Below are 20,131 nucleotides of genomic sequence, written 5' to 3'. Positions count from 1 at the left end.
TTGCCACAAAGCGGGCGCTTGAGGGATGATTGCCATGGAGTTGATCAACAGCTCACCTTTCTACGAATGGGCAGCCCTGTTGGCACTGGCTGCCTTTGTGGGCTTTATCGGCCTGCAGCTGCGCCAACCCATGGTGGTCAGTTTTATCGCGGTCGGCGTGCTCGCCGGGCCATCGGCGCTGGATATTGTGCAGGAACACGACAATATCGAGCTGATGGCGGAACTCGGTATTGCCGTGCTGCTGTTCCTGGTGGGGCTCAAGCTGGACCTGAAGCTGGTCCGCACCCTCGGCGTGGTGGCCCTCGCAACCGGGCTGGGGCAGGTGCTGTTCACCTCGCTGTTTGGCTTCCTGATTGCCCTGGCCCTGGGCATGAGTGTGACCGCCGCGCTCTATGTGGCAGTGGCACTGACCTTTTCCAGTACCATCATTATCGTCAAGCTGCTGTCGGACAAACGCGAGGTCGATTCCCTGCACGGGCGCATCGCCATCGGCTTCCTGATCGTGCAGGACCTGGTGGTGGTGCTGGCGATGATGGTCCTGTCCTCCTTCGGCATCGGCGCCACAGAGGGCGACAACGGCGACGCCCTGGCACGGGTGGCCGGTATCCTGGTCAACGGCGCAGCAATGCTGCTGTTGGTGCTGCTGTTTATTCGCTACCTGGCGACACCGCTGGTGGGGCGCATCGCGCACTCGCAGGAGCTTATGGTCACCTTTGCCATTGCCTGGGCCGCGCTGCTGGCGGCGGCGGGCCACTACCTCGGTTTCAGCAAGGAGCTGGGCGGCCTGCTGGCGGGCATTTCCCTGGCCTCCACCCCCTATCGCGAGGCGATCGTGGCGCGGCTGGGGTCCCTGCGCGATTTCCTGCTGCTGTTTTTCTTCATATCCCTCGGGACCCAGCTGGACCTCAGCCTGCTGGGTGCCCAGATTGGTCCGGCACTGGTCTTCTCGTTATTCGTCCTGGTAGGCAACCCGCTGATCGTAATGGTGATCATGGGTGTGCTGGGCTATCGCAAACGCACCGGTTTTCTGGCAGGTCTGACCGTCGCCCAGATCAGCGAGTTTTCCCTGATTTTCATGGCCATGGGGATGACCCTGGGGCATGTGGATGCCGAGGCGCTGGGCCTGGTGACCCTGGTCGGCCTGATCACCATCGCCTTGTCCGTGTACATGATCACCTGGTCGCATCTGCTGTACCGGTTGCTGGAGCCGGTGCTGGGAATCTTCGAGCGTGACAACCCCCAGCGGGAGGCCTCGTTGGCGGACCAGGAGGTCGACGACCGCGGCTACGATGTCGTGGTGTTTGGCCTCGGGCGCTACGGCATGGCCATCAGCCGCTTTCTCGAAGAACAGGGTTACAGCGTGCTGGGGGTGGATTTCAACCCCGAGGTCGTGCGCCGGTTTCGGGACTGGGGCAAGCAGGCGCTTTATGGCGATGCCGCAGACCCGGAGTTCATGGCCAGCCTGCCGCTGCAGGGCGTCAAGTGGGTCGTCTGTGCCTTGCCCCAGCACGATCTTGGCGTCACCCATGAAGACCCGCGGCTGCTGATTCTCAACGGCCTCAGGGGCCGCCAGTTCGAGGGCCGGATCGCGCTGGCGTCGCATTACAGCCAGGATATTGAGGGCCTCCACGACAAGGGCGCAGACCTGGTGCTGTCTCCGTTTACCGACGCGGCCGAGCTTGCGGTCGCCAAGCTGGTGGCAAACATGCGGCCCTGATACGGGTGGTAGCAGCCTGCGCGGCATAAATCTATACTCACTCAATTATTGGCCCGCCAAGTGGCCGAAAGCAGTAACAGGGGAGCGTGCAGTTTGGGAGACAGTGACAACAGGCAGGATCCAGATTCCGGCAAGAGGGCCGGGACGCCAGACGCCGATGCCACCGAGATCAATCCAGAGGGTTCGCTCCCGGGTGAACAGGCACCGGAGCCCGAGGCCCCGGCGGGCGACTACACCGAGTACCAGAGTGCCACCCAGACCTCGGCCGGATTTGACCAGGCCCGCCAGCTGGCGCAAAAGGCGCGCTCCGAAAGCGGCCGCCTGCTGAAAAAACGCTTCGTGCTGGAAGATGTGCTGGGCGAGGGCGGCATGGGGCTGGTGTACAAGGCCCGCGACCTGCGCAAGGTCGAAGCGGAGGACCGCAACCCCTATATTGCGGTCAAGGTCCTGGGGCAAAATTTCAAGGATCATCCCCAGGCGTTTGTCTCCCTGCAGCAGGAGGCGGTGAAGTCGCAGAAGCTGGCGCATCCGAACATCGTCACCGTGCACGACTTCGACCGTGACGGCGCCACCATTTTCATGACCATGGAGCTGCTCAAGGGCGACCCGCTGGACAGCCTGCTGCGGCTGGAAGCGCCGTTCAGCAAGGAAGTGGCGATGCGCTACTTCAACGATCTCTGCTCCGGCCTGGACTACGCCCACAAGCGCGGCCTGATCCACTCCGACTTCAAGCCCGGCAATATTTTTGTCACCACCGGCGGCACGGTAAAGATCCTGGATTTCGGCATCGCCCGGGCCGCCAACAAAAGCGCGGTCAGCCACGACTATGACGCCGGCGACCTGGGCGCGCTGACACCCGCCTACGCCACCGTGGAGATGGCCAGGGGGGAGCCGCCCAGTTTCAGCGATGACGTCTATGCCCTGGCCTGTGTGCTCTACATCATGCTCACAGGTGAACACCCCTACGACCGCAAGAGCGCGGCGGACGCGCTGGCGGCAAACATGAAGCCGGCGCGTCCGGCGCTGCTCAACAACCGTGAATGGCAGGCCCTCAGCGCGGCCCTGAGTCCGGAGAAGAGCCGACGCCCGGCAACCATTGACGCCTTTCGCAATGCCATGCTGCCAGCGAAGCGCGGCGGTAACATCAAGGCAATCGTTGCGCTGGGGCTGGTGCTGGTAGTCGCCGCCGGTGGCTGGTTGTACTACCAGCAACTTCAGGCCGAGGAGGAGCAACAGCGGGCGATCGACAGCCGGATGCAGGTTGCCAAGGATTGTTTCTACAGCGACGACTACAAGTGCGCGATCGAGAATGCGCTGGTGGTACGCAGCCTGGCGCCGCAGAATTCCGAGGCTGGCCAGTTGCTGGCAGCGGCGGAGGAGGCCCAGGCAGAGGCCCAACAGGAGCAACTGGTCAGCACCCGGTTGGCCGATGCCGAGGCCTGCTTTGAGGCGGCCGATTACGACTGCGCCGGCAGCCGGCTGCGCGCCCTGCTGGATCTGGTGCCGGGTCAGGCCCAGGCTATTCTGCTGCTGCAGCGGGTGGACCGGGAAGTCGCTCGCCAGACGATTGCCAGGCACCTGCAGGAGGCGAGCGCCTGTATCGCGGGGGATGATATCGACTGCGCCCGGGCAGGCCTGGCCAGCGCCCGCGAAGCCGGAGCCGAGCCCGGGGAACTTGCGGAGACCCAGCGCCAGGTGGACGGCATGGCCGAGGCGCTGATGGCGGCCGCCCGTGATCGCGAGGAGCGCCTGGGGCTGCTGTTGGCGGAAGGCCGCGCCTGCCTGCGGATGAACGACTTCGCCTGCGCCGACGACCGGGCCGCTCAGCTCAAATCGGCAGACCCCGGCAATGCCGGCGCGCTGGAACTGGAGCAGGCAGCCGCCGCCGGTCGGGAACAGCAGCGCTTTCGCGAGCAAACCGTGGCCGCTTTCCTGCAAGAGGCCGAGGATTGTTTCCAGCGCAAGAACTACAGTTGCACCATTGCCAAGTCAGAATCCGCACTGGCCATCATCCCGCGGCATCCGGGCGCCAGCGCCCTGATCCAGAAGGCGGACGGGGCGCAGAACAAGGCGAAAATGAATATTTCCATACAATAGGCTATGGTTGCAGTCATAACAGCAGTCCAGCCGGCTGCGAGGAGACACACAATGAAAACGCTTACCAGAGTTGCCATCACCATCGGTCTCGGCCTGGGTGTTGCCAATGCCAGCCAGGCCAACTTTTTCAAGGACCTGGTGGATTCCGTACAGCGCACTGCGGAGAATACCGCCAAGGATGTGGTGATCCAGACCACCCGTGACACGGTGCGCAACATGATCATTGGCTACACCACCGTGCAGGTGAAGTCAGACCGCGAAGTGTCTTCTGAATTCGAGAAGGAGACCGGCAGCCTGCCGGTCAACCCCAAGGTGAGCGCCTACCGCAGCGAGGTTCTGCCGGGAACATCCGTGCGTCCGGGCACCGAGGTGCGGGTCAAATCCCACATCGAGGTTGTGCCGGGGACCAGCGGTACCGGCGCCAATATCGAAGAAAAAATGACCATCTGGGATAACGACGACAACAGTGTCGCCCTCAACAGCATGACCAAGGCGCCGGGGTCCAGCACCGCCAACGGTGGTGCCTTCACCAGTGAGTTCACTTTCAAGTTGCCCGAGGGTCTGCCCCAGGGTGTCTATCCGGTGAGCACCCATCTGCTGCTGAATGGCGAGCAGGTCGGTGACCAGAGGCACGGGCTGCAGCTGGTGCTGCAGGTGGATGTCAGCGGCGCAATACAGCTGGCGCAGGCCGGCTACTAGTTCTCCGGCAGCTCGAAGCGCTGGCGCAGGAAGCGTGCGATGCCATCCTCGTCGTGGTGGCCGATTACCGCGGTCGCCACATCCTTGACATAGGGTTTGGCGTTGTCCGGGGCATAGGACTCATCGGCCAGGGCGAACATGCTGAGGTCGTTGTCGCTGTCGCCAAAGCACAGCACCCTGCTTACCCCCAGATCCTCCTTTAACTGCGTCACGGCGTTGCCCTTGCTGGCATTGATGTGATGAACGTCGATCCACTTCAGTGCCGAGCCCTCCAGCGCATCGCCGCTGTAGGCCACGAGATTGTCCGCACCCTCCACCATCCGCGCGACCGCCGCGATGGCGGCAGGCTTGCCGAGGGCGCTGACGTTGGTGATGTCCGCATCCGCCGGCATCATCTCCGCGGGCAGTACATCCACCTCGGAGCGCTTGTTGAACGCCGCCGCCAGGCGTCGCTCCACGTCGTTGCGCAGCGGAGTGTGGTAGATGGCGTGATAGTTGCCGGGTGCGAGGGTAAAGATAAAGGGCGTCACATCCTGCTCCATGACGACCGTCAGGACGCGCTCGATTTCGCCCTGGGTCAGGAAGGTGGTATGGCTGTAGTCCGCCGCCTGCGGGCACCAGATCATGGCGCCGTTCTTGTAGACCTGTGGCAGGGTAAAGCTGTGCCCCTCCAGAATATCGCGCGCCGCATGCAGGGTGCGCCCGGTCGCCACGGTATAGGCGATGCCGTTTTGCGCCAGCAGGTGCAGGGTGTCCCGGGTGTAGTCGCTGATATGTGAGCGGCTGTTGAGCAGGGTACCGTCGAGATCGAAAACAACCAGTTCCAAAATGACTCCAGACTTGTGTCAGGGAAGGTCTTGCAGGCAAGCTTGGAGGATAGCGGTTCGCCGGGTGGAGGTCGAGAACGCAGTGACATTCAAGTCGACAGGATCGGGGCACTGGGGCCGCTGGCTGCTGCTGACGCTGGCGGTTTTTGCAGTGGGCTGTACTCAAGAGAGCCGCGACGCACCGCTGGCTCCCGGGAGCGTAGTTCGTTTAGCTGGCGGGGCCGAACGCGTATTCGCCGCCCTGCTCCAGGGCGCGCTTGTAGGCCGGGCGGGCGTGGATGCGGTCGCGGAAAGCCGCCAGGTTGGGGTAGGGCTCCAGCGTGTGCAGCAGGGGCGCGATTTCAGCGACAAAGGAGAGCTGGATATCGGCGCCGGAGAAACTGTTGCCAACCAGCCACTCGACCCCTTCCAGCGCCGCATCGATGTAGCCGAGATGGCGTTCCAGTTCGTCGTTGATCCGCGGCTGCAGCGCAGCGCCCTGGTCCGGCAGGCGCGACGTGTACATGCGCAGCATCAACGGCAGCATGGCGCTACCCTCGGCGTAGTGCAGCCACTGCAGGTACTGCTCGTGCTCGTCGCTGCCCGCTTTGGGCAGCAGGCGGCCACCGCCGTGGCGGCGCAGCACATAGTCGATGATGGCGCCGGATTCGATGATCACCCGGTCGCCGTCGCCAAGCAGGGGCGACTTGCCCAGCGGGTGCACTGCCTCCAGGTCCGGGGGCGCGAGATTGGTTTCGGCGTCGCGCTGGTAGCGCACGATCTTGTAGGGCAGCTCCAGCTCTTCCAGCAGCCAGAGGACGCGCTGGGAGCGCGAGTTGTTGAGGTGGTGGACGACGAGCATGGTGGAACTCCCTTTGGTGGTTGTTATCGGCGATGGTTGCAGGATAGCACGCCATTACCAGGTGATCGTCTGCCCGTCCCAGTCCAGGTAGGACAGCGTACCGTCCGCCCTGGCCGCGTCCATGATTGCCAGCAGCCTGCCGGCGACGAAATCGGGGCTGAACAGTTTCCCCTCCGGCACGCCGCTCTGGAAAGGCTTCGACAGCGGCGTGTCGGTGGTGCCGGGGTGGAAGGCGATGAGCTTGGTCCCGGGTGCGCGCCGGGCCAGTTCCACCGCGGCGGTTTGCAAAAGCATGTTGAGAGCGGCCTTGGAGGCGCGGTAGCCGTACCAGCCGCCCAGCCTGTTGTCGCCAATACTGCCCACCCGCGCGCTCAGGGCGGCGATCACACAGTCCTGCTTGCGCCCCAGGCCCTTCGCCAGGGCCTGCAACCACAGCATCGGGGTGATGCTGTTGGCGTTGAACAGTTCCTGCATCCAGGCCGGGTCCAGCTGTTCCAGGGATTTTTCCGGGCCCTGGTCGCCGTCGTGGAGGATGCCGCTGCAGATCACCACCCGGGCCAGCCGGCCGACAGCATCGTCCAGTTGTGCTCGCACCGCGGCAATGTCAGCGGCTGTGCCACTGCAGGGTAGCCAGTTCAGGCGCAGCGCTCCGGCCAACGCTGCCGGCGGGGTGGTGGCGCGGCTGACACAGAACACGGTGCTGTAGCGCGCATCATCCAGCAGCTGCCGCGCCACCGCCGTAGCGATGCCGCCCGAGGCTCCGATGACCAGTGCGACGTTTTCAGTGGTCAAGCCCGAGTTCTCGTTTGATGAGGTCCAGCACAACGGGTTGCCATACTGGACCGGGCGGCAGATTGCCCCAGATCGGCTGCGGCCAGCAGCGATCGTCTTCACTGCGGCCGACAACGTGCAGGTGCATCTGCGGCACCACATTCCCCAGCGCCGCAAAATTGACCTTGGGGTAGCCCTGCACCTGCTTCAGCCAGTGGGACAGCCGCTGGCAGTCAGCGAGTACCTGCTGCAACTGTGGGGGTGGCAGGTCCAGCAGATCCGCCATCTCGGTATCCGGCACCAGGATAAACCAGTGCAGGCCGCCATTGCGCGACAGTAACAGCTCGCCGCTCGCCATCGCGCCCAGGCGATGGCAATCGGCCAGCAGCTGCGGATGTAGCTCAGGCATCGGTGTAGCGCTTGATCACCATCTTCCCCAGGGCCATCTGGTGGACCTGGTCCGGGCCGTCCGCCTGGCGGCACCAGCGCGCGTAGTTGAAGGCCTCTGCCATCATGTAGTCCTCGGTGAGGCCACCGGCGCCGTGGATCTGCATGCAGCGGTCGATTACATTCTGCATCAGCAGTGGCACCGTGCTCTTGGCCGCGGCGATATAGTCCAGCGCGCCCTGGGGCGTCAACTCGTCCATCTTGTGGCAGGTTTTCAGCAACAGCAGCCGGCCCATCTCGATTTCCGAGAAGCAGCGCGACAGGTCCTCGCGTACGGACTGGTGCTGGCTCAGCTTGCGGCCAAACGTGGTGCGGCTCTCGGCCCGTTCGCAGGCCAGTTCCAGCGAGCGCTGGGCGGCGCCAATCAGGCGCATGCAGTGGTGGATGCGGCCCGGCCCCAGGCGCCCCTGGGCAATCTCGAAACCGCGGCCCGCGCCCAGCAGCATATTGCCGGCGGGCACCCGCACGTTCTCGAACAGGATTTCCGCATGGCCCAGGGGGGCGTCGTCGTAACCCAGGGTCGAAAGCGGGCGCACCATGGTCAGCCCCGGAGTGTCCTTCGGCACCAGGATCTGGCTCTGCTGCAGGTGCCGGTTGGGGTTGTCCGGGTCCGACTTGCCCATGACGATGAAAATCTGCGTGCGTTCATACATGGCGCTGGTAATGAACCACTTGCGACCGTTCAGCACCCAGTCATCCCCGTCCTGCTCAATGCGCAGTTCGACGTTGGTGGCGTCGGAGGACGCAACCTGGGGCTCGGTCATGGCATAGGACGAGCGGATCTCGCCCGCCAGCAACGGCCGCAGCCAGCGTTCCTGCTGCTCGGCATTGCCGTAGCGCATCAGCACTTCCATATTGCCGGTATCCGGGGCGTTGCAGTTGAACACCTCCGGCGACCACAGCACCCGGCCCATCATTTCCGCCAGCGGCGCGTAGTCGAGGTTGCTGAAACCGTCGTGGTCGGCGAACTCAGCCTCGTGGGGCGAGATGAACAGGTTCCACAGCCCGGCCGCCTGCGCCTTCTCTTTCAGCTCGTCCATCAGCGGCAGGGCGGCAAAGCGCGAAGCCGCGTGGTGCAGCTGCTCGGCATAGGCGGTTTCGTTGGGGTATATGTGCTCCGCCATGAAAGCCTGGAGGCGTTCCTGGTAGGCGATGGACTGGGGACTGAAGCTGTACACGGCGTTCTCCTGGGCTCATTTTCCGAGGCGCACAGTGTAGCCGGTGCCGGGGAGCGACGGAAATCGCATTTCCGACTCCTGACTGCTTCGTTTGCGAGGCGGCCTGGCGGCCGCAGCGTCGCTATGGCGCTGCGCGACCCGGACGCTGCGTTCGAGTGGCGGCCTGGCGACCGCGGCGTCGCTCCGGGAACCGGGGGCTCCGAATCCACGCTTGGTGCAGGGGTCGGTCACTATCGACTTTGTCTCAGTGACGGTCAGGCGAGGCATTCCGAGCTGGATCTTGCCCACTGGTCTCTGGTCCTTTGTTCCGTTCCGCTCGACAACGTGCCTGGTCACCAGCCTACCCGTGGCGGAGCGACGCAGCAGCCGCCAGGCTGCCAACAGAACGAAGCGGTATTAGGCGCGACGCACCGGCCGCGAGACCAACTGCACATTGCGGCCAAGTACAGTTGACAGCCACAACCGCCGCTGAGTAGTGTGCGGGGTCGCACAGGAGCCATTCATGAGTGAGTCCATCAACGCGCTGAGTGCCATAGCGCTGCTGCAAAAGTACAGGCTAGGCGAGCTCTCTCCGGTGGAGGTCGCCACTGCCGCCCTGGGCCGAATCGAAGAAATCGATGCCGATATCAATGCGTTCTGCCTGGTGGATCCCGAAATCACCCTGCGCAGCGCCGAGGAGTCCGAGCAACGTTACCGCCGCGGCGAGCCCAAGGGCATTTTGGATGGTGTGCCAGTCGCGATCAAGGATCTGTTCCTGACCCCCATGTGGCCCACCACCCGCGGCTCGAAGACCGTCGATCCCAACCTGCATCTGGGCAAGTCGGCGCCGGCAGTGGCGGCGCTGGACCGCCACGGCTACGTCCCCCTGGGCAAGACCACCACACCGGAATTTGGCTGGAAGGCGGTGACGGACGGCCCCCTGCACGGCACCACCTGCAACCCCTGGGACCACCAGCGCACGGCGGGCGGTTCCAGCGGTGGCTCGGCGGCGGCACTGGCCGCGAATATGGCGCCGCTGGCTCTGGGCACCGATGCCGGTGGCTCCATTCGTATTCCGGCGGCGTTCTGTGGCGTTGTCGGTTTCAAGCCCTCCTTCGGCGAGGTTCCCCACTGGCCGCGCACTCCGTTTGGTACCCTGGCTCACGCCGGCCCCATGGCGCGCACGGTGGAGGATTGCGCGCTGCTCATGAACGTCCTGTCCGAGCCGGATGTGCGCGATGTGCACGCGGTGCCGCGGCGGGGTATTGATTACCTGGCGGACCTCGGCGCTGGCGTCAGGGGGATGAAGATCGCGTTCAGTCCCAACCTCGGCCATGTCGACGTGAGTCCCGAGATAGTGCGCGCGGTCGCAGCTGCCGCCGCGGTGCTGCGGGATCTCGGGGCGACGGTTACCGAGGTCGACCCCAGCTTCAGTGATCCACTCGGCGCCTTCGGTCACCTGTTCTACAGCGGTACCGCCCATGCCCTGCGCGACATCGGTACCCGCAAGCGGGAGCTGATGGACCCGCAGCTGGTCAAGGTTGCGGACAAGGCGTCCCGGCTCACCGTGCTGGATTTCCTTGCCGCCAACGATGAGCGCGGCCAGCTCTGCGAGCGGATGGCGCAGTTTCACCTGAAATACGATCTGCTGCTGACCCCGACCCTGCCGCTCACGGCGTTCGGCTTAAACCGCGAGGTGCCCGAAGATTGGCCCAGCACCCGCTGGCCCACCTGGACGCCCTTTACCTACCCGTTCAACATGACCGGACAACCGGCCCTGAGCGTGCCCTGCGGCTTCTGTCGCGAGGGCCTTCCCATCGGCCTGCAACTGGTGGCCGCCCGCTACAACGATGCTGTTGCCCTGCGCGCGGGCCATGCCTACCAGCAGGCTGCCCCCCAGGCGAGGACTCTGCCATGAGCGACATGGATATTGATTTTTACGAGTCCGAGGACCCGATCTGGAATCCGGCGCTACTGGCCATTCCGATGCCGGGTATCCGCAAGATGGTCAACCTGGCATCGACCATGGACGATGTCATTCACCTGTCCATTGGCCAACCCGACCTGCTGGCACCACGCCATGTGGTCGATGCCACCGTGGATGCGTTGCATGCCGGTCAGACCGGGTACACCATGGATGCGGGGCTACCCGAACTGCTGGAGGCACTGGCGGAATACTACGGGGAACGCTACCAGCGCGCCCTCCTGCCGGAGAATATCCTGGTCACCACCGGCGCCACTGAAGCCATCTATCTGGCCCTGACCTCCACCTCGGCCCCGGGCCGGGAGTTTATCGTGCCGGACCCTGCCTTCATGCTGTATGCGCCGCTGATCCGCATGAACGGCGGCACCGTCAAGAGCATTGCCACCCGCGCCGAAAACAATCATCAGCTCGATCCGCAGGAAGTGATCGACGCCATGGACCAGAATACCTGCGCCGTGGTGCTGAATTCTCCCAGCAATCCCACTGGCACGGTGTATCCGCGGGAGACCATCGAAGCCATCGTCGAGGAGGCCGCCTATCGCGGCATCTACGTGATCAGCGACGAGGTCTATGATCATCTGGTGTACGACGGCAAGACCTTCCCCAGCGTCCTGTCCTGCTGCTCGGACCTGGACCATGTGATGGTGGTCAGCAGTTTTTCCAAGACTTTCAGCATGGCCGGCATGCGGATTGGCTGGCTGATTGCAAGCCAGGGCGCGATCAGGAAACTGCGCCGCTACCACATGTTCACCACTACCGTGGCCAATACGCCCTGTCAGTGGGCGGGGGTGGCGGCGCTCAAGGGCGAGCGTACTTTCGTCAATAACATGCTGGCGGAGTACAGCCGCCGCCGGGACCGGGTGATGGAGCTCGTTGACCAGACCCCGTACCTGACAGGCTACAGGCCGGAGGGTGCGTTCTACATGTTTCCCTCGCTGCCAGAGGGCATTAATGGCAACAACGTGGCGCTGCGCCTGCTCAGGGAAACCGGTGTCTGCACGATTCCCGGGCAAACCTTTGGCGATTCCTGCGGCAACGCCCTGCGGATCAGCTACTCAACTTCCATCGACCGGATCGAAGCGGCTTTTGAGCGTATGATCCCGTGGATGGAAAAGCAGGATTTCGCCTGACTCGGGTATAGTCTCTCGTTTATCAGCTGCAGGTGGGCGACGTGGGTAAAGTGTTGGGGGCAACAACTCTTGGTTTGGCGGTGGTGCTCCTGGGGTCCGTGCCGCTGGTAGTGGCGGAGACACTGTCGGTACAGCTGACCGGCAGCGATGGCAAGCCGGTCCCGTTTGCCGTGCTCACGCTGCCCGGGGTCGAATCGGCGCCCGCGCCACCGCTGCAGGGAGCTTCCGTGGACCAGCGCGAACGGCGCTTCTTGCCCCATGTCAGCGCCATCAGCCCCGGCACCGAGGTCAATTTTCCCAACAGTGACGATACCCGGCACCACGTCTACTCGTTTTCCGAAGGCAACAGTTTCGAGCTCAAGCTGTTCCGCGCCAATGATGCGCCGCCCGTGGCTTTCAACAATCCCGGTATTGTCACCCTGGGTTGCAATATCCACGACAGCATGAAGGCCTATCTCTATGTCAGTACCGACGCCACCGCTGTGGTCAGCGATGCCCGGGGGCGCGCCACCCTGAGCTGGGATGGTGCGCAGCCCGCCACGGTGCTGCAAGTCTGGCATCCCCAGCTGGACGCCGCCATGGCTGTGCCGCTGGCCGCGCCACCCGGTGCCACCCTCGCCGTGGATTTGCCCCTGGCCTGGGAGGATCCACAGGTGAGCAAGAGCAATGCTGAACTGGAGAGCCTGCTGAAGCGCTTTGCCCGTGATGCGAACCAGCTTCCGCAATAAGCTCCTGCTGCTCATTGTGGGCCTGCTCGCGGTAACGCTGGCGAGCAGTCTGCTTGCGGTCATGCGCGCCTCGACCAATGCCGTGGAAGATATCGTGCGTGCCGAGCTTCAGGTCGTGGAACGGGTGTTTCGCTCCCTGTTGCAGGACGACCGGGAGCAGCTGCGCAACCGTGCCGAGCTGGTGGCCGGAGATTTCGCGTTCAAGCGTGCGCTGGCCACGGGGGAGGAGGCCACCATGCTCAGCGCGCTCGCCAACCACGGCGAGCGCATCAACGCGGACTTCGTGCTCATGTTGTCCCGGGAGGGCGAGGTGCTGCTGAGCACCCACCCGATCGAGCGCTTGCCCGACAGCGCGCGCGCCGTGGTAGAGGCTGGCAGTACCCAGGCCGCCGCCACTTTGGTCCTGCTCGACGAGCAACCGTTTCAGTTGGTACTGGTGCCCGTGCAGGCGCCGGACCTGCTGGGCTGGGTCGGGCTCGGCACGGCGGTCGACAGCTCCATGCTGGAAGAGCTGCGGTCCATTACCAATGCCGATATCACCCTGGTGGGCTACGCTGCCGGGCGCAGTGCCAGGCTGCTGCAGTCCACCCTGCCGGCCAGCCTCACAGGTGGTCTGCAGCCTCGCGATTCCTCATCCGACATGGCAGTGCAGCTTGCCGGCAGTCTCTCGCAGCAGCGTTGGCTGAGCCGGGAGGTCGACCTGCTGCAGGAAGACGGGCACCAACTGGTGGCATTGTTGTCGCAGTCCCTGCAGCAGGCGCTGAACAATTATCAGCCCCTGCGTCAGCAAATGCTGATCATCGGTTTTGTTGCGCTGGGCCTGGCCGGCTTGACCGCACTGGTGATTGCCCGCAGCGTCACCCAGCCGATCTATACGCTCGTCAACGCCGCCCGCCGCATTACTGACGGCAACTACTCGCGGCGAATCGATCTGGCGGCGGGCGCGGAGTTTGGCATGCTTGCCGATACTCTCAATTTGATGCAGGACACCGTGTCCGAGCGGGAAGCGCGCATCCGCCACCAGGCCCAGCACGATATGCTGACGCAGCTCCCCAATCGCTATTACATCAACTCGGTGTTCAACAATCGGCTGAGCGAGAGCCCCCAGCGCAATCAGTTCGCGATGGGGCTGCTGGAGCTGGAGAATCTGCAACAGCTTACTGACCTCTACGGCAGCGGGTTCAGCGATAGCGTCCTGCAGCAAATTGCCGAGCGTATCAATGCCAGCCTGCGCCGCGGCGACATCGCGGCCAGAGTCGCGGACTCGCAGATCCTGCTGTTTTTCGATGACCTCACACACGCCGGGGTGGATACCGTGGTGCTGAAGCTGCGCGGTGACTTTGCCGCGCCGCTGCTGATTGATGGTGTGCCCGTACGCCTGGAGCCGCTGATGGGTTTTGTATTCGCGCCCCAGCATGGGCAGCAATTTGACGAATTGCTGCGCCGGGCGCAGATTGCATTGGGCTACGCCCGCAGCGCCAGTGAGGGCTGGTCCGTTTATCAGATCGGCCAGGATGAAATACACCTGCGCCAGATTACCCTGGCCCACCGCCTGCAGGCCGCAGTGGAGGCTGAGAACTTTACCGTGTTCTACCAACCCAAGTACGACCTCGGTGCACACCGGGTAGGGCAGGTCGAGGCACTGATGCGCTGGACCGACCCCGAGCTGGGCGAAGTCTTTCCCGATGAATTCATCCCGGTCGCCGAGCAGACCGGGATCATCACCGACATCAGCGTGATTGTGTTGAAACAGGTATTGCGACAGCTGCAGGACTGGGAGCGTGCCGGCATTGAGCTCGCCGTCTGTGTCAATCTCTCCGGGGCTGACATCCTGCAGGCAGGATTTGTGCGCCACGCCATCGACTCCCTGCAGGCTTCGGGCCTCGACAGCTCGGCGATAATCATCGAGGTGACGGAAACCATGATGATGGCCGATATGGACGTTGCCCTGGCCAACATCCGCGAATTTGAAATCGCCGGCATCCGCCTGGCGATCGACGATTTCGGTACCGGTTTCTCCTCCCTGGCCCAGCTCAAGATGTTGCCGGTGCAGGAACTGAAGATCGACAAGAGTCTGATTCTGCGCCTGGACCAGGACAGTGACGACCAGAAAATTGTCCGCTCCACGATCGAGATGGCCCACTACCTGGGTCTCAAGGTAGTGGCTGAAGGGGTGGAGAATCTCGCCTCCCTGCGGCTGCTGCAGGAGATGGGTTGCGATTCGGTGCAGGGCTACTACCTGGCCCGCCCGATGACGGCCGCGGCCCTGCAGGTTTGGCTGGCCGAACCCCCGCCCCAGGTGCGGGCGCTGGCGGAGGAGCAGCATGCCTGAGTGGATTCGAAGCGGCCTCGCGGCCCTGCTGTGTCTGTGCCTCCCCGCGGTAACCCTGGCAAACAGCAAGCTGCTGGCAACCGGGGGAGCGACCAGCTTCGAGGGCCAGACCGGCGGCGGCATTGTGCCCTGGGCGGTGATCAGCGGTTATGGCGACAGCGGCGAGTGGGGCGGCGCAGCGTCCCTCACGCGGGTCGGTGTCGATGACTTCCAGCTCGACGTGCGCTCGGTGAGTGTCGGCGTCGAGAACCGGCTGGAGTTCAGCGCCAGTCGCCAGCATCTGGAGGTGGAGCCGCTGGATCTTACCATAAGCCAGGATGTGTTCGGCGCCAAAGTCCGGCTCGCGGGGGACCTGGTGTACAACCGCCTGCCCCAGTTGAGCCTGGGTATGCAGTACAAGCGCAACCGCGACATGGCGGTGCCGACCGCGCTGGGCGCGTCTGCGGACAGCGGTGTGGATATGTATCTGGCCGCCAGCAAGCTGTGGCTCAACGGTCTGCTTGGGCGCAATCTGTTTGCTAACATTACCCTGCGTTCAACTTCTGCTCACCAGACAGGTTTGCTGGGTTTTGGCGACGAGCGGGAGCTGGAGCTGGAAGCCTCTGCCGGAATTTTTCTCAACCGGCAGTGGGTTTTGGGCGTGGAGTACCGGCAGAAACCCGACAATCTCGCTGCGGTGGCGGAAGACGACTGGTCGGATGTGTTTGTGGGCTGGTTTCCCGGCAAGCGCTTTGCCGCAGTGCTGGCCTGGACCGATCTCGGCAGCATTGCCGGCTTGCCCGGGCAGGGTGGCTGGTATCTGTCGCTGCAGTTGAACCGCTAGGAGAAGCCCATGTGGGTAGTACGCACGCTGCTGTTGTTGGCGACTCTGGCGCTGGTCGCTTGTGGCACCGTGGCTCCCGGCGAGCGCACCCTGTTCGAACGCCTGGGTGGCATGCCGGGTGTCGATCGTATCGTCGCCGGCCTGCTCTGGGAAATCGCCGAAGATCCGCTGGTGCTGCCGCTGTTTGCGGATACTGACATCGAGCGCTTCCGCAACAAGCTGGTGGAACAGCTGTGCGAGGTTGCCGATGGCCCCTGTCGTTACAGCGGCGATTCCATGACCGAGACCCACCGCCGGCTCGGGATCACTTCGGCCCAGTTCAACAGCCTGGTCGACGACCTGATCCGGGCCATGGAGCGCGAAGGTGTCCCGGTGGGTGCCCAGAATGCGCTGCTGCAGCGCCTCGCCAGGATGCACGCCGATATTGTCGCGGGCTGAACGGCTGCGGCGGCCCGGCTGCCCGGCTGCCAGGCTGCCAGGCTGCCACTTTACTCCAAACGCATTGCTGTGTAGTCTCAAAGCGTCCTCTCGGGACACGACGATACAACCAATTTAAAGGGGTCATTGTATGAGTACGAAAAAAATAACGGGCGCAGTACTGGCAGCGCTGATGACTTTGGGTCTTGCGGCTTGCAGCAAAGACGACACCCAGGAAGCACAGGAGTCCGCTTCCGATGCCGTGAGCACCATGGGCGAAAAAGCCGAAGAAGCTGGCAGTTCATTGTCTGCAGCGGCTGATGACGCCATGGATGCAGCCGGCGACACCTGGGACGATGCTACTGACGCCGTGGACGATGCCATGCATGACAGCAAGCAGGCCGGCGAAGACATGATGCACGAGTCCAAGCAGGCGATGGAAGATGCCGAGCATGAGGCAGGGCAAATGGCGGACGATGCTGAGGACGCCGTCGACGATTCCGTAAACAACCAGTAGCTCACGGGGCAACGCTCACCAGAACGAAAGTTTTTGGGGCGAGCGTTGCCCGGTTATATCCGGCTGCGTTTGCGTGCGGCTTGCCACTTCAAGCGGAGTCCGCCGGCGGTTCTGGGGGCTCAACCTTGGGTGAAGTCGCTGACGTTATCCCCAGCTGCCGGTTTCTGTGCTCGCCCAGTCTGCGCGCCAGCTTTTGCAGATCCGCAGTGCGGTCAATTTCATCGACGATTTCCCTGCCTACCAGCGTTTCGACAATATCCTCCAGGGTGATGACCCCGTCGACGCCGCCGTATTCATCCACTACCAGCATCATGTGCGTGTCCTTCGCCAGTAGTTCCTCGAAGGCCCGCAGCAAATCGATGGCGCCGACCAGCGCCGGCAACTGGCGGCGGAACTCGCGGAGGGTCCTGTCCACCTCACCCTTGGCCTGAGCCTGCATCAACTCACCGCGCAGGACAAAGCCGGTAACCTCGTCCTGGTTGTCACCGTAGATGGGGATTCGTGAGTAGGGCTGGTCGCCGTGCTTATTGAAAAATTCCTCCACCGGCAGGTCCTGTGGCAGGCTGAACAGAACCGGCCGCGGTGTCATCACCGAGCTCACGGTCTGATCCCGCAGGGACAGCAGGTTGAGCAGGATGCGCGACTCATTGTCGGCCAGTTCACCCTCGATCTCACCCAGTTCCGCCATTACCACGAATTCCTCGCGGCTCAGGCCGCGGATGGGTTTGCCGCGCGCAATCAGGCTGGTCAGCCAGTTGGACATCAGCACGAAGGGATAGAGCAGAATAATCATGCCCTGCAGCAGAATGGCGACCACCGGTGCCAGCTGGCGCCAGTAATAGGCGCCCAGGGTTTTCGGGATGATTTCCGAGAACACCAGGATCAGGAAGGTCAGAACCGCGGAGAACACCCCCAGCATATTGCTCCCCAACACGATTGCGGCCTGGGCGCCAGCGACCGTGGCACCGGCCGTATGGGCAATGGTGTTCAGAGTGAGGATCGCGGACAGGGGGCGGTCCACATCCTGCTTCAACAGCCGCAGACGGCGCCCTGCAGGGCTCCCTTCCTGCTCCAGAACCCTGGTATACGCGGTGGTCACGCTGAGCAGCACCGCCTCGGCGATCGAGCAGACAAAGGAAATGGCGATGGCCAGGAAGATGGCGAGTAGCAGTAGGCCCATGGCGGGTGCTTGTGCTCCGATTCTGGTGCCAGAATTTGGCGATAGGTACGCGGGATCTGCAGTACTGGAAAAACTGCGCTATCATCGCTGGATTGCGGCACCGCAACCCTGATCGCACGATACTGGAGAATACCATGTCACGTCTCGCCCGTAGCCTCTGTTTTTGCGCCGCCATTGCGATTGCGCCCGCCGCGCTGGCACAGCCCGTGAGTTCCGAAACCGGCTGGCTGGAACTGGTCAAGGGCCACCTGGACCCGGAGTCCGGTGCTGCAGTGCACAAGGTGGAACCCGGCGCGATGGAAGGCGAACGCAAAATCACCCTCGCAATACCGAAGGAGCGAGTCGGGGTGGCCTCTGACGGGCTGGAAGAGGTGCGCGTCATCGGCCGCCGGCCCGAAGCGGTGGACATCCTGCCTGACTTCCGCTACGAGTGGGTGGCGGATTACGACAACGACCACTACGGTCTGATTATCCACCTGCGCGACGATGGCAGCCTGCCACTGCGCCTGTACATGGATTCCGCAACCGGCTTCACCCGCTAGCAGGCGTGCCGATGCCTGAGTCACTCGCCCACCGCCGGGAGCTGCGTTTCTGGGGCTGGGGTTATGTGGACGAGGAGCTGGCCCCCGCTGAGGAGACCCGGCTGACGGAGCTGGTCGCCCTGACCACCGGGGGTTCCGCCGCCGTCACGGCGCCGCGGCTGGAAGAGTTTTCGCTGCCTGCCCCCCGCGGCCGGCCGCCGGTTGCGCTGGCGTCGATCTGCTCCGCAACACCGTATGATCGCCTGACCCACGCCTACGGCAAGTCCTTCGCCGACGGGGTGCGCATGTTGCAGCGCGCCGTGCCGCGGCCGCCGGACTGGGTGGCCTTCCCGCGGGACGAAGCCCAGCTCGAGGGTCTGCTGGCCTGGGCGGACAGTGCCGCAGCCGCGGTGATTCCCTTCGGCGGCGGTACCAGCGTTTGCGGCGGGGTGGAAACGGCGGTGCAGGGCGACTATGGGCTGGTGCTCTCCATCGACCTGCAATATCTGAACCGGGTGCTGGAACTCGACCGCAGTAGCCGCGCCGCGCTGATTGAAGGCGGCGCCCTCGGTCCGGAACTGGAAGCCGCGCTGAAGCCGCACCAATTGACCCTGCGCCACTTTCCCCAGAGTTTCCAGTTTTCCACCCTCGGCGGCTGGATCGCCACCCGCGCCGGGGGCCACTACGCCACCCAGTACACCCACATCGACGACTTTGTCGAGAGCATCCGCATGCTGACGCCCAGTGGCCTGCTGGAAAGCCGGCGGCTGCCGGGCTCTGGCGCCGGGCCCTCGCCGGACCGGATGCTGCTCGGTTCCGAGGGCACCCTGGGCCTGATCACCCGGGCCTGGATGCGGGTACAGGACCGGCCGCGGTTCCGCGCCTCCGCCAGTGTCCGCTTTGCCGATATGACCAGCGCCTGCAGCGCTGTGCGCGCCATCAGCCAGGCCGCACTGTTCCCCAGCAATTGCCGCTTGCTGGATCCGGTTGAGGCGCTGATCAACGGTGTCGGCGACGGCACCAGTGCGGTGCTGGTGCTGGCATTTGAGTCCGCGGACCATCCGCTGGATGCCTGGCTGACCCGGGCGCTGGAACTGATGGCCGACCACGGCGGTGAGTGGGATCGGGAAGCGGCGCAGCGCTCCCTGCGCAGCGCTGGCGCAGAGGAGGGCGAACACCGCCAGGGTGAGGCCGGAGCCTGGCGCAACCAGTTCCTGCGCGCACCCTACTATCGCAACTACCTGACTCCGCGCGGGGTGATTGCGGATACCTTCGAAACCGCGATTACCTGGGACCGGTTCGAGGCGCTTTACCAAGGTGTACAGGAAGCCGTCGGCCGCGCGATCCGGGAGGCAACCGGTGCCGAGGGCATGCTCAGCTGCCGCTTCACTCATGTCTACCCGGACGGCCCGGCACCCTATTTCACCTTCTACGCGCGCGGCACCGGCAGCGGCGACATGGCCGCGATGCTCGGCCGCTGGCGCCAGATCAAGCTGGCGGCCAACGAGGCTGTCACCGCCCTCGGCGGTACGGTAACCCACCACCACGCGGTGGGCCGGGACCACCGCCCACAGGGCTACGACCGCCAGGTGCCGCCCCTGTTCCAGGCCGCGTTTGCCGGCGCCCGGGCGGTGCTGGACCCCCGCGGCATGATGAATCCGGGCGTACTGGTGGATACCCCGGGGCGGGGCGCTGTTGGCGGCGGCGTACTGGGCGCCTGACCGGATTTTTGCCCTGCAAGCCCTTGACTAACAAGGATTCGCTACCTATAGTACGGCCCCTCAACGCGCCTGTAGCTCAGCTGGATAGAGTACCTGGCTACGAACCAGGCGGTCGCACGTTCGAATCGTGCCAGGCGCGCCAAAAACTCGTGGTCTGTACCGGAGACATCCTTTACAGATCATACCGGACACATGGTTTACAGTTCCGGTAGAAATGGATTG

At 63.9% G+C, this 20,131-nt stretch carries 18 protein-coding genes and 1 tRNA gene; 13 read left to right on the top strand and 6 right to left on the bottom strand.

The features are described from left to right. Nucleotides 1–34 precede the first annotated feature (34 nt). From Q6D67_RS16545 to Q6D67_RS16535, 3 genes are all read left to right on the top strand, one after another. Nucleotides 35–1,717, top strand: a complete 1,683-nt coding sequence (locus Q6D67_RS16545; RefSeq protein WP_304706780.1) for a cation:proton antiporter — start codon at nt 35–37, stop codon at nt 1,715–1,717. 93 nt (nt 1,718–1,810) lie between these two features. Continuing rightward, nucleotides 1,811–3,814: a serine/threonine-protein kinase gene (locus tag Q6D67_RS16540; RefSeq protein ID WP_304706779.1), complete on the top strand. Its 2,004-nt coding sequence runs from the start codon at nt 1,811–1,813 to the stop codon at nt 3,812–3,814. A 51-nt stretch (nt 3,815–3,865) separates the two neighbouring features. Further along, nucleotides 3,866–4,513, top strand: a complete 648-nt coding sequence (locus tag Q6D67_RS16535; protein ID WP_304706778.1) for a hypothetical protein — start codon at nt 3,866–3,868, stop codon at nt 4,511–4,513. On the opposite strand, the gene Q6D67_RS16530 is transcribed toward Q6D67_RS16535, so the two are convergent. The 5 genes from Q6D67_RS16530 to Q6D67_RS16510 all read right to left on the bottom strand — a co-directional run bounded on the left by Q6D67_RS16530 (nt 4,510) and on the right by Q6D67_RS16510 (nt 8,577). Next, the gene (locus Q6D67_RS16530; protein WP_304706777.1) at nt 4,510–5,340 is read right to left on the bottom strand and encodes an HAD family hydrolase; all 831 of its coding nucleotides are present in this window, start codon (nt 5,338–5,340) and stop codon (nt 4,510–4,512) included. The two genes, Q6D67_RS16535 and Q6D67_RS16530, sit on opposite strands and share 4 nt — an antisense overlap. Before the next feature lie 208 nt (nt 5,341–5,548). After that, nucleotides 5,549–6,181, bottom strand: coding sequence for a glutathione S-transferase family protein (locus tag Q6D67_RS16525; protein WP_304706776.1), 633 nt, complete (start codon nt 6,179–6,181; stop codon nt 5,549–5,551). Nucleotides 6,182–6,235: 54 nt separating this feature from the next. Further along, nucleotides 6,236–6,973: an SDR family NAD(P)-dependent oxidoreductase gene (locus Q6D67_RS16520; protein WP_304706775.1), complete on the bottom strand. Its 738-nt coding sequence runs from the start codon at nt 6,971–6,973 to the stop codon at nt 6,236–6,238. After that, nucleotides 6,963–7,361 carry an HIT family protein gene (locus tag Q6D67_RS16515; protein WP_304706774.1) on the bottom strand — a complete coding sequence of 133 codons (399 nt, stop codon included), beginning with the start codon at nt 7,359–7,361 and terminating at the stop codon, nt 6,963–6,965. The genes Q6D67_RS16520 and Q6D67_RS16515 overlap by 11 nt, the downstream gene beginning before the upstream one ends. Further along, nucleotides 7,354–8,577: an acyl-CoA dehydrogenase family protein gene (locus Q6D67_RS16510; RefSeq protein WP_304706773.1), complete on the bottom strand. Its 1,224-nt coding sequence runs from the start codon at nt 8,575–8,577 to the stop codon at nt 7,354–7,356. Before Q6D67_RS16510 ends, Q6D67_RS16515 begins: the two co-directional genes overlap by 8 nt. Before the next feature lie 502 nt (nt 8,578–9,079). Here Q6D67_RS16510 and Q6D67_RS16505 point away from each other — a divergent pair. The 7 genes from Q6D67_RS16505 to Q6D67_RS16475 all read left to right on the top strand — a co-directional run bounded on the left by Q6D67_RS16505 (nt 9,080) and on the right by Q6D67_RS16475 (nt 16,487). Further along, nucleotides 9,080–10,474, top strand: a complete 1,395-nt coding sequence (locus tag Q6D67_RS16505) for an amidase (protein ID WP_304706772.1) — start codon at nt 9,080–9,082, stop codon at nt 10,472–10,474. Beyond that, nucleotides 10,471–11,670: a pyridoxal phosphate-dependent aminotransferase gene (locus tag Q6D67_RS16500; protein ID WP_304706771.1), complete on the top strand. Its 1,200-nt coding sequence runs from the start codon at nt 10,471–10,473 to the stop codon at nt 11,668–11,670. The genes Q6D67_RS16505 and Q6D67_RS16500 overlap by 4 nt, the downstream gene beginning before the upstream one ends. Before the next feature lie 41 nt (nt 11,671–11,711). Beyond that, nucleotides 11,712–12,398 (top strand): methylamine utilization protein, encoded by a 687-nt coding sequence (locus tag Q6D67_RS16495; RefSeq protein ID WP_304706770.1) that lies wholly within the window; start codon nt 11,712–11,714, stop codon nt 12,396–12,398. After that, nucleotides 12,376–14,730 carry a bifunctional diguanylate cyclase/phosphodiesterase gene (locus Q6D67_RS16490; RefSeq protein WP_304706819.1) on the top strand — a complete coding sequence of 785 codons (2,355 nt, stop codon included), beginning with the start codon at nt 12,376–12,378 and terminating at the stop codon, nt 14,728–14,730. The genes Q6D67_RS16495 and Q6D67_RS16490 overlap by 23 nt, the downstream gene beginning before the upstream one ends. Continuing rightward, nucleotides 14,723–15,553: a DUF3034 family protein gene (locus Q6D67_RS16485; protein WP_304706769.1), complete on the top strand. Its 831-nt coding sequence runs from the start codon at nt 14,723–14,725 to the stop codon at nt 15,551–15,553. Before Q6D67_RS16490 ends, Q6D67_RS16485 begins: the two co-directional genes overlap by 8 nt. Nucleotides 15,554–15,562: 9 nt before the next feature. Continuing rightward, complete coding sequence (locus tag Q6D67_RS16480; RefSeq protein ID WP_304706768.1) at nt 15,563–15,991, top strand: group 1 truncated hemoglobin; 429 nt, start codon at nt 15,563–15,565, stop codon at nt 15,989–15,991. A gap of 130 nt (nt 15,992–16,121) precedes the next feature. Then, nucleotides 16,122–16,487, top strand: coding sequence for a hypothetical protein (locus Q6D67_RS16475; protein WP_304706767.1), 366 nt, complete (start codon nt 16,122–16,124; stop codon nt 16,485–16,487). An 88-nt stretch (nt 16,488–16,575) separates the two neighbouring features. Here the strand turns inward: Q6D67_RS16475 and Q6D67_RS16470 are convergent, their stop codons facing one another. Then, on the bottom strand, nt 16,576–17,667 hold the full coding sequence (locus Q6D67_RS16470) for a CNNM domain-containing protein (protein WP_304706766.1): 1,092 nt from the start codon (nt 17,665–17,667) through the stop codon (nt 16,576–16,578). Between the two features lie 134 nt (nt 17,668–17,801). Between Q6D67_RS16470 and Q6D67_RS16465 the strand changes: the two genes are divergently transcribed. The 3 genes from Q6D67_RS16465 to Q6D67_RS16455 all read left to right on the top strand — a co-directional run bounded on the left by Q6D67_RS16465 (nt 17,802) and on the right by Q6D67_RS16455 (nt 20,051). Next, nucleotides 17,802–18,209, top strand: a complete 408-nt coding sequence (locus Q6D67_RS16465; protein WP_304706765.1) for a hypothetical protein — start codon at nt 17,802–17,804, stop codon at nt 18,207–18,209. An 11-nt stretch (nt 18,210–18,220) separates the two neighbouring features. Beyond that, nucleotides 18,221–19,909 (top strand): FAD-binding oxidoreductase, encoded by a 1,689-nt coding sequence (locus Q6D67_RS16460; protein ID WP_304706764.1) that lies wholly within the window; start codon nt 18,221–18,223, stop codon nt 19,907–19,909. 65 nt (nt 19,910–19,974) lie between these two features. Continuing rightward, a tRNA-Arg gene (locus Q6D67_RS16455) sits at nt 19,975–20,051 on the top strand. The last annotated feature ends 80 nt before the right edge of the window (nt 20,052–20,131 follow it).

The organism is Haliea sp. E1-2-M8 (genome assembly GCF_030649675.1).
Taxonomy (GTDB): domain Bacteria; phylum Pseudomonadota; class Gammaproteobacteria; order Pseudomonadales; family Halieaceae; genus Haliea.
Note: the sequence above shows the minus strand (reverse complement) of the source record. Positions and strands in the feature narration are given on the sequence as shown.